Annotated in this window: 13 protein-coding genes and 4 tRNA genes; 4 read left to right on the forward strand and 13 right to left on the reverse strand. The window is 42.8% G+C overall.

What is annotated here, in order from left to right; all coding sequences use genetic code 11:
* Positions 1–624: 624 nt before the first annotated feature.
* From B2Y23_RS00550 to secA, 8 genes are all read right to left on the reverse strand, one after another.
* Positions 625–701 (reverse strand) — tRNA-Pro (locus B2Y23_RS00550).
* A gap of 3 nt (positions 702–704) precedes the next feature.
* A tRNA-His gene (locus tag B2Y23_RS00555) sits at positions 705–780 on the reverse strand.
* Positions 781–819: 39 nt separating this feature from the next.
* Positions 820–896: transfer RNA gene (locus tag B2Y23_RS00560), tRNA-Arg, on the reverse strand.
* Between the two features lie 44 nt (positions 897–940).
* Positions 941–1,017 (reverse strand) — tRNA-Pro (locus B2Y23_RS00565).
* 153 nt (positions 1,018–1,170) lie between these two features.
* The gene (gene nadA, locus B2Y23_RS00570; protein WP_291357219.1) at positions 1,171–2,238 is read right to left on the reverse strand and encodes a quinolinate synthase NadA; all 1,068 of its coding nucleotides are present in this window, start codon (positions 2,236–2,238) and stop codon (positions 1,171–1,173) included.
* Positions 2,239–2,387: 149 nt separating this feature from the next.
* A complete protein-coding gene (argJ, locus tag B2Y23_RS00575) occupies positions 2,388–3,608 on the reverse strand; it encodes a bifunctional glutamate N-acetyltransferase/amino-acid acetyltransferase ArgJ (RefSeq protein ID WP_291368384.1) in 1,221 nt (406 codons plus the stop codon).
* A gap of 158 nt (positions 3,609–3,766) precedes the next feature.
* Entirely contained in the window at positions 3,767–4,093 is a 327-nt protein-coding gene (locus B2Y23_RS00580) for a hypothetical protein (protein WP_291368386.1), read from the reverse strand.
* 180 nt (positions 4,094–4,273) lie between these two features.
* The gene (gene secA / locus B2Y23_RS00585; RefSeq protein ID WP_291368388.1) at positions 4,274–7,006 is read right to left on the reverse strand and encodes a preprotein translocase subunit SecA; all 2,733 of its coding nucleotides are present in this window, start codon (positions 7,004–7,006) and stop codon (positions 4,274–4,276) included.
* A gap of 340 nt (positions 7,007–7,346) precedes the next feature.
* On the opposite strand from secA, the gene B2Y23_RS00590 reads away from it, so the two are divergent.
* From B2Y23_RS00590 to B2Y23_RS00600, 3 genes are all read left to right on the forward strand, one after another.
* Positions 7,347–7,988 (forward strand): peroxiredoxin, encoded by a 642-nt coding sequence (locus tag B2Y23_RS00590; protein ID WP_291368390.1) that lies wholly within the window; start codon positions 7,347–7,349, stop codon positions 7,986–7,988.
* A 337-nt stretch (positions 7,989–8,325) separates the two neighbouring features.
* On the forward strand, positions 8,326–9,141 hold the full coding sequence (locus B2Y23_RS00595; protein WP_291368392.1) for an MBL fold metallo-hydrolase: 816 nt from the start codon (positions 8,326–8,328) through the stop codon (positions 9,139–9,141).
* A complete protein-coding gene (locus tag B2Y23_RS00600; RefSeq protein WP_291368394.1) occupies positions 9,138–9,719 on the forward strand; it encodes a dual specificity protein phosphatase family protein in 582 nt (193 codons plus the stop codon). The genes B2Y23_RS00595 and B2Y23_RS00600 overlap by 4 nt, the downstream gene beginning before the upstream one ends.
* Before the next feature lie 18 nt (positions 9,720–9,737).
* Here the strand turns inward: B2Y23_RS00600 and B2Y23_RS00605 are convergent, their stop codons facing one another.
* The 5 genes from B2Y23_RS00605 to B2Y23_RS00625 all read right to left on the reverse strand — a co-directional run bounded on the left by B2Y23_RS00605 (position 9,738) and on the right by B2Y23_RS00625 (position 15,214).
* On the reverse strand, positions 9,738–10,769 hold the full coding sequence (locus B2Y23_RS00605) for an SPOR domain-containing protein (protein ID WP_409449779.1): 1,032 nt from the start codon (positions 10,767–10,769) through the stop codon (positions 9,738–9,740).
* A complete protein-coding gene (folC, locus tag B2Y23_RS00610; RefSeq protein WP_291368398.1) occupies positions 10,760–12,043 on the reverse strand; it encodes a bifunctional tetrahydrofolate synthase/dihydrofolate synthase in 1,284 nt (427 codons plus the stop codon). Before folC ends, B2Y23_RS00605 begins: the two co-directional genes overlap by 10 nt.
* Positions 12,040–12,936 (reverse strand): acetyl-CoA carboxylase, carboxyltransferase subunit beta, encoded by an 897-nt coding sequence (gene accD, locus B2Y23_RS00615; RefSeq protein ID WP_291368400.1) that lies wholly within the window; start codon positions 12,934–12,936, stop codon positions 12,040–12,042. The genes folC and accD overlap by 4 nt, the downstream gene beginning before the upstream one ends.
* Positions 12,933–13,736: a tryptophan synthase subunit alpha gene (gene trpA, locus B2Y23_RS00620; RefSeq protein ID WP_291357200.1), complete on the reverse strand. Its 804-nt coding sequence runs from the start codon at positions 13,734–13,736 to the stop codon at positions 12,933–12,935. The genes accD and trpA overlap by 4 nt, the downstream gene beginning before the upstream one ends.
* A gap of 440 nt (positions 13,737–14,176) precedes the next feature.
* Positions 14,177–15,214: an AraC family transcriptional regulator gene (locus B2Y23_RS00625; protein WP_291368402.1), complete on the reverse strand. Its 1,038-nt coding sequence runs from the start codon at positions 15,212–15,214 to the stop codon at positions 14,177–14,179.
* 136 nt (positions 15,215–15,350) lie between these two features.
* Between B2Y23_RS00625 and B2Y23_RS00630 the strand changes: the two genes are divergently transcribed.
* On the forward strand, positions 15,351–15,509 hold a 159-nt coding region (locus B2Y23_RS00630), incomplete at its 3' end, for a metal-dependent hydrolase (RefSeq protein ID WP_291368428.1).

Here is a 15,509-nt window from a genome sequence, read left to right on the forward strand (position 1 = left end):
CACCGCCGATGGATGTGCATTGTACAGCATTTCCAAACCAATGCAACACCCTTTTTTAAATAATTTGGCAAAAACAGCTCAACTGTTTATTTATTCTACAAAACACGTGTTTTTTATTATTTTTAAGTATGAATTAACAACAATCTCGATTTAAAACTCATCATCAGGTCAAATAAAACTTTCATTCCTATCTATTCATTAATGGTTTTAGCCTCTTTTACTTTTTATTTTCATACGAGAAATATCTTATAATTCTTAAATCACCTATCACCGCTAAAGACTTTTTAAGTAAATTAACAATCAGACAGAATAAAGAATTGCTAGAGATCTAGATAAAGGAACAAAATCTCCCTTTTTATACCTGCAGCAAAATTAGAGTAGAAAATATTTAAAATATTGAATTTGTATTTCATGCTATTGAGTACAGATTTCCCCTTAGCTCATTTCAACAAACTTAATACTGCAAAGGCTTAATATTTTTCAGACTATATGGAATATGGAATATGGAATATGGAATGTGGAATGTGGAATGTGGAATGTGGAATGTGGAATGTTATTATTAAATTTCAGGCATAAAAAAACCGCATTTAAGCGGATCATTTATTTTTAAGTTTAAACTTAAAATGGTCGGAGCAGTAGGATTCGAACCTACGACCCTCTGGTCCCAAACCAGATGCGCTACCAAGCTGCGCCATACTCCGAATTGGGGTGAATGATGGGATTCGAACCCACGACAACCGGAATCACAATCCGGGGCTCTACCAACTGAGCTACATCCACCGTTACAACATTTTGGCTCTATAATACCAGACTACCAAATGGCGCGCCTGACAGGATTCGAACCTGTGACCATCCACTTAGAAGGCGGATGCTCTATCCAACTGAGCTACAGGCGCATGACCGATGATAAAAATATCATGCGATACTCGCCTTGAAGAATTGGTCGGAGCAGTAGGATTCGAACCTACGACCCTCTGGTCCCAAACCAGATGCGCTACCAAGCTGCGCCATACTCCGATTCATCTCAGCTTTTAGTGTATCGCACATCGTGCGGTACGGGGTGCATTTTAGGCGTGACGCCTAGAGACGTCAACACCTATATTCAAAAAAACTCAAAAAATCACTTCAACCGCTTATTTATCAAGCATTTTAGGTATTTTTTAATCAAAATTAACGTTTTAGGTTGGCACTAAAGCTTAACATGCGATCAAGGGGTAATTTAGCCCGCTCCGCAAGCGCCGGATCAACGTGTATTTCTTGATCACCCTTTTGTAAAACCTCTAGAATTCCATCTAATTCATTCATTGCCATCCACGGACAATGGGCACATGAGCGACAAGTTGCCCCCTCACCTGCAGTTGGAGCCTCAATCAGAATCTTGTTTGGCACGGCTTGTTGCATCTTGTAAAAAATGCCGCGGTCGGTTGCCACAATTAAACGTTCATTCGGAAGAGTCTGTGCTGCTTTAATCAGTTGTGAGGTACTTCCTACTGCATCGGCAATATCTACCACAGATTCTGGGGATTCAGGATGAACCAAAACAGCTGCATCTGGATAAAGCGCTTTCATATTGGCGATACCGCGTGCACGGAATTCTTCATGCACAATACAGGCGCCATCCCAAAGCAGCATGTCTGCACCAGTTTTTTTCTGGATATAACGTCCCAAATGCTGATCGGGTGCCCAAATAATTTTTTCACCCAAGCTATCTAGATGTTCAATAATCTCAACTGCGCAGCTTGATGTCACCACCCAGTCCGCACGTGCTTTTACTGCAGCTGAGGTATTAGCATAGACAACCACGGTATGATCAGGATGCGCATCACAGAATGCAGTAAACTCATCGACCGGGCAGCCTAAATCCAGTGAACAAGTCGCTTCCAGAGTAGGCATCAGCACGGTTTTTTCAGGAGAAAGAATTTTCGCTGTTTCTCCCATGAATTTCACCCCAGCAACCACCAAGGTTGATGCAGGATGGTCACGGCCAAAACGCGCCATTTCTAAGGAATCAGAAACACAACCGCCAGACAGTTCAGCAATCTCTTGCACTTCAGGATCGCAATAGTAGTGAGCGACAAGGACAGCATCGCGTTTTTTGAGTTCTGCCAGAATTTGCGCAAACTTTTCCTGTTTGACCTCATCACTCAAATGAACATCTTTAGGCTCACCTAAACGATCTAAATGCGCCTGCACAATCGATTTAGCTTCATTGGCAATTAAATTGGTCGCATCATTCATAAACGTCTTCTCTATCCTTAGTGCTTGTTATTACAAGCCGTACACTCAACTCACTGATCAGAATGGCATTATGCTTTTTTTGACCAGTCATTAAAAACTTTGCATTTTAAAAAAGCCTCACTATGGAGGCTTTTTTTATTCAACTTAACTTAAGAACGGTAATCTGCATTGATCTTGACATAGTCATAAGAAAGATCACAGGTATACACGGTATCTCTTGCCTGTCCTCGGCCTAAATCGACACGAATGGTCATTTCAGCTTGTGACATCACACGTGCACCCGCTTCTTCAGTATAGTCTGCTGCAGCACCACCATCTTTACAGATTTGTACATCATCTAACCAAACCTGGATTTTTTCAACATCTAAATTTTTTACCCCAGCATAACCAATTGCTGCAAGGATACGTCCCCAGTTTGGATCGGAGGCAAAAATTGCAGTTTTAACTAAAGGTGAATGAGCAATACTATAAGCAATATCACAACATTCCTGAGTATCCGCACCACCTTCAACCGCAACGGTAATAAATTTGGTTGCACCCTCACCATCCCGTACAATCAGCTGCGCCAAACGTTTCATCACTCGGGTCAAAACATCCAGAACTACCGCATAACGTGCATCATCAGTTGAGCTGATTTCAGCACCGCCTGCCTGACCGGTCGCCACAAAAATACATGAGTCATTGGTTGAGGTATCACCATCCACGGTAATACGGTTAAACGACACATTCACCGTAGTTTTTAATAGTTGCTGTACCAGTTCACGGCTAATTGGGGCATCTGTAGCGACATAACTCAGCATGGTTGCCATATTCGGACGAATCATGCCGGCACCTTTTGAAATACCGGTCATAGTGTAAGTTACACCATTCAGCTCAAATTGCTCTGAGGCACCTTTAGGCAAAGTATCCGTGGTCATGATGCCAGTCGCTGCATCCAGCCAGGCATCTTCTTTCAGGCTATTTAATGCAGGCTGCAAGCCATTCATCAAGCGTTCAATAGGCAGCTGTTCGCCAATCACACCGGTAGAAAAAGGTAAAATCTCGTTTGCAGATACACCTGCAAGTTCTGCCAGTTTTGCACAAGTTGCTTCAGCATTGGCCATACCGATTTTTCCGGTACCTGCATTGGCATTACCCGTATTAATGACTAAATAACGTGGATTGCCGACTTGAAGATGTGCCTTGCAGACATGTACAGGTGCAGCACAAAATGCATTTTGGGTAAATACACCAGCAACATTCGAACCTTCAGCAAATTCAAAAATAACGAGGTCACGTCGGTTCTGATAGCGCACATATGCTTCAGCTGAACCAATTTTTACACCTTTAACCACATGCATCTGTGGCATTGCTACGTCGCCCACCGCCATTTTTAAACTTCCAAATAAGTGCGTGATAAAGAAGACAGCTTAGTAGAAATTCAACAAAAAATCGAGCGGAACGCCGGGTTTGATTTATTTTTTATTAGATGAATATTTTCAGGCACAAAAAAACCAGCCCGTAGACTGGCTTAAATCACAATATCGTTTTAATTAGAGGCTAACTGACCAGCTTCTGATAATAATGCCTGTTTAGCTTTTTCCTGACTGGCCGCAGATAAAGCCGGATTTGAAGCGACAATGCGGTTCGCATTTGCTGCATTTGCCGGTGTGATCGCTGCAGTTTTCAAGATCACTTGACGTTGCTGTGGATTAGCAAAAGTATAGCGAATTCCGGTACGAGGACTCATCACCGTAATATTATCATCTTTCACTACTACAACATTCGCTGCTGTGGTTTTCGATGGTTCGTTGGCAAAAGCCAAACCTGGAATAGCTAAAGCTAAAATTATCAATGGTTGTAATACTTTTTTCATTGTCTTTTCCGCTGTTCAATGTTCATCACTATGCACTAAATAGCATTTAATGCAGCGCTCTGCAAACATATTCACATCTTGCAAAAATAAACCTTATATTTTGCTGCAATAAAAAACCACTTTATATATCCACATCCGAAAAGACATAAGTATATAAAGTGGCGAAATGCTTAGATAAAATTAAATCTTACCGTGACATTGCTTGTATTTCAGACCCGAACCGCATGGACAAGGTGCATTACGGCTTGCAGGGGGTGCAAATGTTTGCTCTGCTGGACTATAACCCGGCTCTACTTCTAGAGTTTCAGCAGGAGTAAAGTCACCCGCTAACAAATTATCAAATTCTGCATGTGTAAGATTCAATTGCATGGCTTCAGCTTGAGCCTGTTTTTGCGCTTCCATTTCAGCCAGTTCTTCAGCAGTAGGCACATGAACACGCGAAAGGTCTGTAATCACATCTGACTTAATCACAGCCAGCATATTGACGAACAGATTAAAGGCTTCTTTCTTGTATTCCTGTTCAGGATTCTTTTGTGCATAACCACGCAAGTGAATACCCTGACGCAAGTAATCCATAGCCGCCAAATGTTCCTTCCAGTGACGATCTAAAGCACTGAGCATAAAATGACGTTCCAGCATGGCTGCTGACTCATCACCCATTTGTGCACGACGTTCACGATAGCGGTTCACGATTTCATCAGAAATACGTTCTACCAAAGCCTCTTCATCTAAACGGCGATCTTCTTCCAGCCATTGATTCACCGGTAAATCAATGCCCAAATCTTCACGGAGTGCACGTTCCAGACCATCAATATCCCATTGATCATGAATTGATTCAGGTGGAATATAATTTGCAATTACGCCTTTGATCACTTCATGATGCATTTCTTCAATGTAATCTTGTAGCGTACTTTCAGCGAGCACTTCATCACGTTGTGAATAAATAATCTTACGTTGTTCATTATTCACGTCATCGTATTTCAACAGGTTCTTACGAATGTCGAAGTTACGTGCTTCTACTTTACGTTGAGCATTTTCAATCGAACGCGATACCATTTTGTGTTCAATGGCTTCATCTTCCTGCAAGCCCATGGCACGCATCATAGCTACAACGCGGTCACCTGCGAAAATACGCATCAGGTCATCTTCAAGCGACAGGTAGAAACGTGAAACACCCGGATCGCCCTGACGACCGGCACGACCGCGCAACTGGTTATCGATACGGCGCGATTCATGACGCTCTGAACCAATGATATGCAAACCGCCAGAAGCCAACACCATTTCATGGTTTTGTTCCCATTCTGCTTTTAGGCGTGCTTCATCTTCAGGAGTTGGGTTTTCAATTTTGGCAAGTTTGGCTTTCCAGTTACCACCAAGCAAAATATCGGTACCCCGACCGGCCATATTGGTGGCAATGGTGACAGCATTCGGTGAGCCGGCCTGGGCAATAATGTCCGCTTCGCGTTCATGTTGCTTGGCATTCAACACTTCATGGGCAATACCGGCTTCTTTCAATTTATCTGAAAGAATTTCCGAAGCTTCGATGGTTGCGGTACCAATCAAGATCGGTGCAACACCTGCTTCGTGAATATTTTTAATTTCTTGAATAATTGCGTTGTATTTACCATTACGGTTTAAATAAATTAAATCATTTTGGTCATTACGGATCATTGGACGGTGGGTTGGAATCAGCACCACATCCAGACCATAAATTTCTTTCATTTCCGCAGCTTCAGTGTCGGCAGTACCGGTCATACCTGAAAGCTTTTTGTAAAGACGGAAATAGTTCTGGAAAGTTGTGGTTGCCAAAGTCTGGTTTTCAGGTTGAATTTCCAGACCTTCTTTCGCTTCAACTGCCTGATGCAAACCTTCAGACCAACGACGACCCGGCATGGTACGACCGGTGTTTTCATCCACAATAATCACTTCACCATCATGAATGATGTAGTGCACGTTGCGTTGATAAAGGAAGTGTGCACGAATGGCTGCCGCAACATGATGAACTAGGTTCAGGTTAGAAGGTGAATACAAGCTTTCGCCTTCAGCCAGCAAACCCATCTGAATCAACTGGTCTTCTACGGCTTCATAACCGACTTCAGTCATTTCAACCTGACGCTGCTTTTCATCAATCCAGAAATGACCACCATCCGGCACTTTTTCTTCTTTTTGCGCATGAAGTTTTGGCGGAATGCTGTTGATTGCAGCATAAAGCTGTGATGAGTCATCACTTTGACCCGAGATAATCAAGGGTGTACGCGCTTCGTCAATCAGGATCGAATCGACCTCATCGATAATGGCATAGGTTAAGCCACGCTGTTTTTTCTCGGCCAGAGAGAACACCATGTTGTCACGAAGATAGTCGAAACCGAATTCGTTATTGGTACCATAAGTGATATCGGCACGGTAAGCTTCAGCTTTTTCTGTTGGATCTTGCATGGAATAGATGATGCCAATGCTCAGACCCAGGAATTCGAATAAGGGACGGTTTAACTCGGCATCACGCTGTGCCAAATAGTCATTCACAGTGATGACATGTACGCCTTGTCCGCTAATGGCATTCAGATAACAGGCCAAGGTACCCATCAGGGTTTTACCTTCACCGGTACGCATTTCTGCAATTTTACCTTCGTGAAGGGTAATACCACCAATCAACTGGACGTCGTAATGGCGCATCCCCATGATTCGCTTAGCCGCTTCACGACAAACAGCAAATGCTTCAGGCAATAATTTATCCAGGCTTTCGCCTTTGTTATATCGTTGTTTGAATTCTTCAGTTTTTGCAGATAAGTCTGCATCGCTTAGTGCAGATATCGTCGGCTCGAGCGCATTAATCTTGTCTACGATTTTACGCATGCGTTTGAGTTCGCGCTCATTTTTAGTACCGAAGATGCCTCCGATCAGACTTGCCAACATGAATAGACTCTCTAAATCTTGCTTGTCGAATGAATAAATTTTTTCTCAGTCGTTATTATGGTGCTAGAAATTTGAAGTACAAGGGTTTTGCACAAAACCAATAAAAAAATTCTGATCACCTGTTCTAGCACGTGACAGCTAAGGGCAAACAATGTAACAAATTTTAAACAGCCAATATAGTCATAATCATAACCATTCATAATGTTTTTACAATTGAAGTTATCGTTTTATATTCCCTATCTTCATAAAGAAATACAAAAACGCTATTTTCATTGCAAAAAAAAATGCGCCATATTAAGTCTCATCAAGGTTTATAACAAATAATTTGAGGTAATAGAAAATGACATTACGTTTAGGCGATACCGCACCGAATTTTGTGCAGGACTCAAGCGAAGGCACGATTAATTTTTACGACTTTTTGGGTGACAGCTGGGGGATTTTATTTTCCCATCCTGCCGACTACACACCGGTATGTACCACTGAGCTCGGCTATACCGCAAAGCTGAAAGATGAATTTGAAAAACGTGGTGTCAAAGCCATTGCCCTGTCGGTCGATGATGTTGAATCACATAAGGGCTGGATTAAGGATATTAATGAAACCCAAAACACTTCGGTGAATTTCCCGATCATTGCCGATCAAGACCGTAAAGTATCTACCCTTTATGACTTTATTCACCCGAATGCCAGTGAAACCCTGACTGTTCGTTCTTTGGTGATTATTGATCCGAACAAAAAAGTACGTTTGATTATTACCTACCCGGCGTCTACAGGCCGTAACTTCAATGAAATTTTACGTGTGGTTGATTCGCTGCAACTGACTGACAACCATAAAGTGGCAACACCGGCCAACTGGCAGCAAGGTGAAGACGTGGTGATTGTGCCTTCTGTTAAAGATGAAGAGGAAATCAAACAACGCTTCCCTAAAGGCTATAAAGCTGTAACACCATACTTGCGCCTTACGCCACAGCCTGAGACAAAATAAGACACTGTCTTATTTTGTCGCAAGACAAACGAAGTGCGTAGTATGAAGTATCAAAAGCGCTGCTTTAGTTTTTCGCAAGACAAACGAAGTGCGTAGTTTCTTTTAAAAAAGAGCACTGCTCTGCCCTGAGGAATATATTCCCCAAGAAAATCTGAAACTATACTTCAAGTATGCCGCAAATACAGGATTACAATGACGAGCCAAATCCTGATTTTGCTTAAGCCTGTCTGATGACAGGCTTTTTTTATTCTGCTCAGAAATTAACTTACAAAATCAAGTTGCTGTTTATTTCACAGTCAGTTTATAAATACGCCTAGTCATCTTAAGAATAACTATTGTGATCTATAATATTCATCATTTGCACTGTGGCACCATGTGCCCGGTTTGTGGTCCACTGTTTGGACAAAAAGGTTTACATGCCAAAGTGGTTTGTCATTGCCTACTGCTTGAAACCGATCAAGGCTTAGTATTGGTAGATACCGGTTTAGGTTTACAGGATTATCTACACACCAAAGCACGTTTAGGCAATCTGGTCTCACGGCTAGGGCGCATTGAAAATAATTTAGAGTTGACCGCCACTGCACAGATTCAACACTTAGGTCTTCGTCCTCAAGATGTCAAGCATATTCTGGTTTCACATCTGGATTTCGATCATGCCGGCGGTATTTCAGACTTTCCGCATGCTACCGTTCACGTACTATCCAGTGAGTACAATGCCACACAAAACTTTTTTTCTTTAAAAAATAAAGCCCGTTATAAAACTCAGCAATTCAAGCAGCATCGTCACTGGAACTTTATAGAACCGGCTCAGGGTGAAGCTTGGTTTAACTTGCATCAAGTGCAAGGATTCCGTTTATTTCAGGATGAAATTTTAATGATTCCACTTTTGGGTCATAGTCAAGGCCATTCTGGAATTGCGATTAAGCAAAAAGAAGGCTGGTTATTCTTCTGTGGAGATGCCTACTATTCCCACCTGCAACTCGACCCTAAAAATAAGCTGCGAACACTGGATAAACTGGAACGCTTCTTTGCTGAAAATAATCAGATGCGCGTAGACAACTTGCATAAAATTCAACAGCTCGCACAAACTACAAAAAATATCGACATTATCTGTGCTCACGATCCTGTAGAGCTGGAGCGTTATCTTAAATGATCAAAAGAACTGCTTTGGCTCTAGTACTGAGCTGCTCAAGTTTAATGGGATGTATGACCGCACCTGCATTTACAGCGAAACAACGTCCTCAAAATTGGGCTCAGTCACTTCATCCAAGTCATAATTTTTATCAAATTAGTCCACAGATATTTCGCAGTGAACAGCCGAATGCCGAACTGATTCCACTGTTAAAAGCCCATGATATTGACGTGGTTATTAATTTAAGATCAAGAAATAAGGACCTGACTGTTCTACCTTCCAAAGATTTTAAACTGGTTCATATCCCCATTCACACCTGGGCAATGTCGCGTGAAGATTTATTACAGGTGATGCGACAGATTCAGCAAGCCAAAGCACTCAATCAGAAAGTACTGATTCATTGTTATCACGGTTCAGACCGTACCGGGGCAAGTATTGCCATGTACCGGATTATTTTTGAAAACTGGCCGATTGCAGATGCGTTGAATGAAATGAAACATGGAGGCTACGGCTTTCATCCAATCTGGATTCACATTGAAAAAATATTCAGTCCTGAAAATGTAAAATGGATTCAACAGCAACTGTTGAATCCATCTTAAAGGAAATTAAATTAAACTTTAGCGTTTATCGAGCGGAACCCAGTCAATCACCCATGCCGACTTCATTCCCAGGCTTGTATCAGCCGTAATTTTTTTACGGGTCGCATCAGCCACATCACGATCTTTAGACGGGCCAACCATAATGCGGACCCCTTTCGATGTTGGGCTCTTGGTGACTTTATAGCCTTTGGCCCGTAACTTGGATGCCAGTGCATCTGCATTGGCTTCATTGGCCGCCAATGCCACCTGAACCATCCACTGTTTATCACCATTTTCTAGCAAATCACGCGCTTTTTCAGCTTCTGCCTTTTTCTTGGCTTCAGCTTTTTTCTTCGCTTCTAGCTCTTGCGCCGCTTGTTCTTTTTTCTTGGCTTCCAGTGCCTTTTTAGCAGCCAACTGTTTTTCGGCTTCAGCTGCTTTGCGTTTTATTTCCGCCTCATGTTTGGCTTTTTCATCAGCTGCTTTTTTCGCTGCTGCCTGCTTTGCAGCCAATTGCTGTTCAGCTTCAGCCTTTCGTTTATCTTCAGCTGTTTTTTTCTCAGCATCAGTTCGCTGTTGTTGAGCTGTCTGCTGTTGTTGCTTTTTTGCCGCGAGCTGCTGCTCATCAGCCAGACGTTTCTGCTTGGCTTTTTCATCTTCCACCAGTTCAGGAGGAATATTGTCTGAACTCTGCTGCGCTCCACTACGACGGGCATTTAAAGCCGCATATTCTTCAGCCGCTTTACGTGCCGCTTCTGCTTCAGCCTGTTGCTGCATTGCTAAAAATTCGGCTGCACGTGCTTCCTGTTCTGCAACCGCTTTTTCACGTGCCCGGCGTTGTTCTTCAAGTAAACGTTTTTCGGTTTCCACATCCACCGTTAAAGGTCGCAGTTGAACCATTCCACCATCTGCTGCCGGATTTTTTTGCTCAACTTGAGCGGCTAAATCCGGGGTTTTGAGTTCGTTCTGATATATTTCTTCTTTACCTTTGAGAAGTAATGCTGCCAATAAAACACCACCACCTAATAAAACAACGCCTCCCATCCAGCGTTGTTTGCTATTCATTGACATTCTTCCAAATACTCCCATACCGCTTCTAAGGTATGAAATGAACCACATACCAAGATCAGCTGATTATTTTTTGTTTCATTTAGCGCTGATTTAAAAGCCAATTGAACACTATTGAAGTGTTGTACTGTTTCGCCCTTTAACGCTTCATCCAACTGTTCGACTGCAGCTGCTCGCGGAACGGTTAACGGTGCGATTTTCCATGTTAAAACAGTATCTTTCAACAAATCTACGACAGAATTGATATCTTTATCCGCCAACATGGAAAAAACACTGATCACTTCTGTGTACTGTTTATTGTATTCTAAAAATTTTCGCAACTGATTTAACAAAAATTCTACGCCATGTGGATTGTGTCCGGCGTCAAAAATCACGGTTTTATCTTGAATATGACGTATTTCAAAGCGGCCTGGCAATTTTGCATTTTGGATGCCTTGTGCAATGGCAGCTTGAGTCACTTTTAGACCACTCAGCAAAATCGCGGCAACGGCTGTAGAGATATTTTCGAGTGCCAGAGCACCGAACGGAAGTTTTAAGGTACTGCCTGATGAGGCAAACATCCAGGACTGGCCATCTTCACTATATTGATAAAAATAATCACGGTTGACCGCAAACAGTTTCGCCTGAGATTCATCAACCTTGTTTTGAATGGCTTGAGGAAGTTGCTGCGAACCGCCAAAAATCACAGGAATATTCAGGCGAATAATTCCGGCTTTTTCAAAGGCAATTTTTTCAATGGTATCACCCAGCCAGTCGGTATGATCCAAACCGATGTTGGTAATCACCGCGACATCCGGGTCAATCACATTGACGACATCCAGACGGCCACCGAGACCAACTTCCAATACCCAGACATCACATTGTTTGGTTTTGAAAATGACAAAAGCCGCCAATGTGGTGGCTTCAAAGAAAGACAGCGTAAGATCACAGTCACGCCGTGCCTGATCCACTTGCACAAATGCATCCACCAGGGTTTGATCATCCACTTCAATCCCGGCCAATTTCACCCGTTCATTAAAACGGTAAATATGCGGTGATTGATATAATCCCACTTGATAGCCCTGCGCATTTAGAATGGCAGCCAAAGTGGTGGTGGTTGAGCCTTTACCGTTGGTTCCCGCTACTGTTAAGACTTTAGCCTGAGGACGCGTCACTCCCAGCTTTTCAGCCACTGGAATAACCCGTTCCAGACCTAAATCAATACCCGTAACGTGAACATGGCTCCAATAATCGAGCCATGTGTTTAAAGAGTCTGTTGCAAGTGGTGCTGTGTTCAAGACAAATTCATCAGTTTCGCTACAATACGATATACAGTATCACGTAATGCGTGACGGTGAACAATCTGATCGATTACACCATGATCAAGCAAATATTCTGCACGCTGGAACGGTTCTTCCAGTTTTTCACGTACCGTTTGCTCAATCACACGTTTGCCCGCGAAACCGATCATGGCTTTAGGTTCGGCAATATGCACATCACCGAGCATTGCCAGTGAAGCGGTTACACCACCATAAACCGGATGAGTAAGTACCACTAAATACGGTAAACCTGCATCTTTCATGCGTTGAATCGCTGCTGAAGTACGCGCCATCTGCATCAATGACAACATGCCTTCCTGCATACGTGCACCACCTGAAGCTGCGAAACAGATTAAAGGCTGTTTGGCTTTAATGGCACGTTCAGCGGCTTGCACAAAACGGTCACCCACTACAGTACCCATTGAACCGCCCATAAAGTCGAATTCAAATGCACATGCGATTAAAGGAATATCTTTTAATAAACCCTGCATAACTACCAATGCTTCAGTTTCGCCGGTTTTCTTTTGCGCTTCAGACATACGGTCCGGATAGGCTTTGCTATCAACGAATTTCAGCGGATCTTTAGCAACAAATTCTTGGCCCAGTTCATTTTGAACCTGGTCGAAGAACCAGTTTAAGCGATCGCGTGCTTTCATACGCAAATGTTCATCACATTGTGGGCAAACATAGGCGTTAAATGACATCGCGGTACGTGTAACCAGTGCGTGACATTCAGGACACTCAATCGTAGGCTCGGTAAATGTTGCTTTGAGTGAGGTTTGCTCATCGGGCGTGTGAATACCCGGAACATGACGTTCCGTCCACGGCGTCGCTGGGCTAAGAATTTTTCCTGATTTCACTTCTTGATTCATACTAACTCATCGAGCGCAGCTCGAAGCTCCTTGACTTTATTGACCGTTTCAACAACGGCTTGTTCTGGCGCTAGGTTCGCAAACTGTTTTACAAATGCACTACCAACAATCACAGCATCAGCCGCTACACCCATGGCTTTTGCCGAGGCAGCATCGCTGATCCCAAAACCGACACCCACAGGAACGTCAGTCACAGCTTTAATTTTCTGGATACGGGCTGCCGCTTCAGCAACATCTAAAGTTGCAGCACCGGTTACCCCTTTCAAGGATACATAGTAGATAAAGCCACTGGCCTGATTTGCCACATGCTGAATACGCTCATCAGTCGAGGTTGGTGCAAGCAGGAAAATTTGATCCATGTCGAATTTTTTCAACACGTCATCTAAATTTTTGGCTTCTTCAGGCGGTAAATCTACTAGAAGTACCCCATCTACACCGCATTCATTGGCATAAGATACAAACTTTTCATAACCGATCACTTCAACAGGGTTTAAATACCCCATCAAAACCACCGGTGTTTCTGTATCTTTTTGGCGGAACTCTTTCACCATGTTCAAAGCATCTAAGGTATTGGTACCACCAGCCAATGCGCGTTCCGCTGCAAGGGCAATCACGGGGCCATCTGCCATAGGGTCTGAAAATGGAAGTCCAAGCTCAATCACATCTACCCCTGCCTCAACCATTTGGTGTAACAATGGAACGGTTACTTGTGGATGAGGGTCACCAGCCATTACATAAGAAACGAGCGCTTTACGCTGCTGAGATTTAAGCTGTCCAAAACGAGTGGCTAAACGTGACATAGGGTTGTACTTTCCTTGAATTATTAAAAAACTGAGGAGTTGGCTTTGTAGAAATACAAGACAACGCATTGTAACGCTATTTTTTACTCATTGAATAGGGCTTGAGCATTTCGCGCTACATTCAACTTACCATCTCATCTTTTCAGAACAATCCGAGAACACCATTTACTGATATTTACGATTTTTTCTCAATGATCAAAGATGCCTAATTTTGCTATGTAAAAAAATATCACTAATGAAGATAAACTTCTTCCTACTTATAAAAAACTTATAAAAATAAATAGCTTGTCTTTTAAAACTGAAATTTCATGAAATAGCAAAAACCTGCACTCTAGGATGCAGGTTTTTTAATTTGAATTTTTCAGGGCTGCCGAATCCCAAGATGAAGTGTATGTCCACACTTGTATTGATTAAAAAAAATGGCAGGAATAAGGCTTTTTTTATAGTTCAGATTGGGCTTTCAGTTGCTGTTTTCGCTGTAATAAGGTTTGACCGCTATAGGCTTTATAAGCACGTGCCAATGCGGACTGATCTGAATACCCCAGGCGCATGGCAATGTCAGTGAGGCTGGTATTGTGCTGCAATAACTGCTCACAGCGTTTCATCCGCTCTGCTTCCAATAATTTTTTAAATGAAGTGTTCTGTTCCTGCAGTTGGCGCTGCAACGTTCGTGTCGACAGGTGCAATTCATCTGCAATCTGATCAATTTTGGGCACTGTGGCATGCAGTCTTAGATATTCAGCCACTGCGGCATGGATTTGCTGTAATAGACTTTCATAACTTGGCTTGAGTGCAATGGCCTCCTCGGCCTGTTTCAGCAATAACTGCATTAATGGCGGATCGGCCAATACCGATTTCAGCGTCAAGCTATCTACACTCATGACATAGGCATAACGTGGCTGATCAAACAGCACCTCACAACCATAAAATTTTTGATAATGATATCGCGCCATTTGCGCTCGATGCGCCATCTGGATATTTAAAAATTTCGGTGGATCGGGAAAAATTTGCTTGGCCAAATGCACCATGGCCGCCATGGTCATTTCATTTAACAAGGCATATTTTTCATCTGAAAGTGGCCAGAACAGCCAGATTTCATTGCCCTGCTGATGCATCTGTATCGGGACCGCATCGGCACCATCGATCACCAGTCGGCTGAAACGCATGATATATTGCAATGCTTCAGCCACACTGTTACTTCGGGTGGCCATATAACCGAGTACGCCGAAATGTTCAGGACGAATGCGCTTGGCCATTTCAATAATCAGCTGCGGGCAATCCAGCTGCTCACGGGTTAATTGCAAAATGCTGTAAAAAAAAGAAAAGGGTGATTGGGTATCAATAGGCAATTGCAGCACTTGATCCAGATCATCCCAATAAGGTGCTAAAAATTCAAGCGTGTGAAAGTCGAGCCCCTGCTCTATCAGATACATATTCCAGAGTTGAAAATAACCATTGGGTATTTGTAATTCTTGCATGATGATTCACTTATAATTTGACATGCGATATTTTCACCTTGGCGTAAAATGTATAAAAAATGGCAATAACTGTCAAAACAAATATGCAAAATCCCAACATACTACAGCTATCCAAGGCGATTCGAATAAAACAAATATGAATGCGATAGTCCATCATCAAGTCGAACCCGTGGTTCGTAGCAATCTGGATTTCAAACTGAATGAAGTACCTCGCTTCTGGTTCGGTGGCGACCCGTTTATTACCCGGATGTTTGATGCACTCAGCCTGACTTTTCCGGATGGTGAACGCTATTTC

Source organism: Acinetobacter sp. UBA5934, from assembly GCF_002430855.1.
Taxonomy (GTDB): Bacteria; Pseudomonadota; Gammaproteobacteria; order Pseudomonadales; family Moraxellaceae; genus Acinetobacter.

Coding starts and splice junctions, on each gene's coding strand:
- nadA (WP_291357219.1), bottom strand. CDS start 2,238: ATGAATGATGCGACCAATTTAATTGCCAATGAAGCTAAATCGATTGTG.
- argJ (WP_291368384.1), bottom strand. CDS start 3,608: ATGGCGGTGGGCGACGTAGCAATGCCACAGATGCATGTGGTTAAAGGT.
- B2Y23_RS00580 (WP_291368386.1), bottom strand. CDS start 4,093: ATGAAAAAAGTATTACAACCATTGATAATTTTAGCTTTAGCTATTCCA.
- secA (WP_291368388.1), bottom strand. CDS start 7,006: ATGTTGGCAAGTCTGATCGGAGGCATCTTCGGTACTAAAAATGAGCGC.
- B2Y23_RS00590 (WP_291368390.1), top strand. CDS start 7,347: ATGACATTACGTTTAGGCGATACCGCACCGAATTTTGTGCAGGACTCA.
- B2Y23_RS00600 (WP_291368394.1), top strand. CDS start 9,138: ATGATCAAAAGAACTGCTTTGGCTCTAGTACTGAGCTGCTCAAGTTTA.
- B2Y23_RS00605 (WP_409449779.1), bottom strand. CDS start 10,769: ATGTCAATGAATAGCAAACAACGCTGGATGGGAGGCGTTGTTTTATTA.
- accD (WP_291368400.1), bottom strand. CDS start 12,936: ATGAATCAAGAAGTGAAATCAGGAAAAATTCTTAGCCCAGCGACGCCG.
- trpA (WP_291357200.1), bottom strand. CDS start 13,736: ATGTCACGTTTAGCCACTCGTTTTGGACAGCTTAAATCTCAGCAGCGT.
- B2Y23_RS00625 (WP_291368402.1), bottom strand. CDS start 15,214: ATGCAAGAATTACAAATACCCAATGGTTATTTTCAACTCTGGAATATG.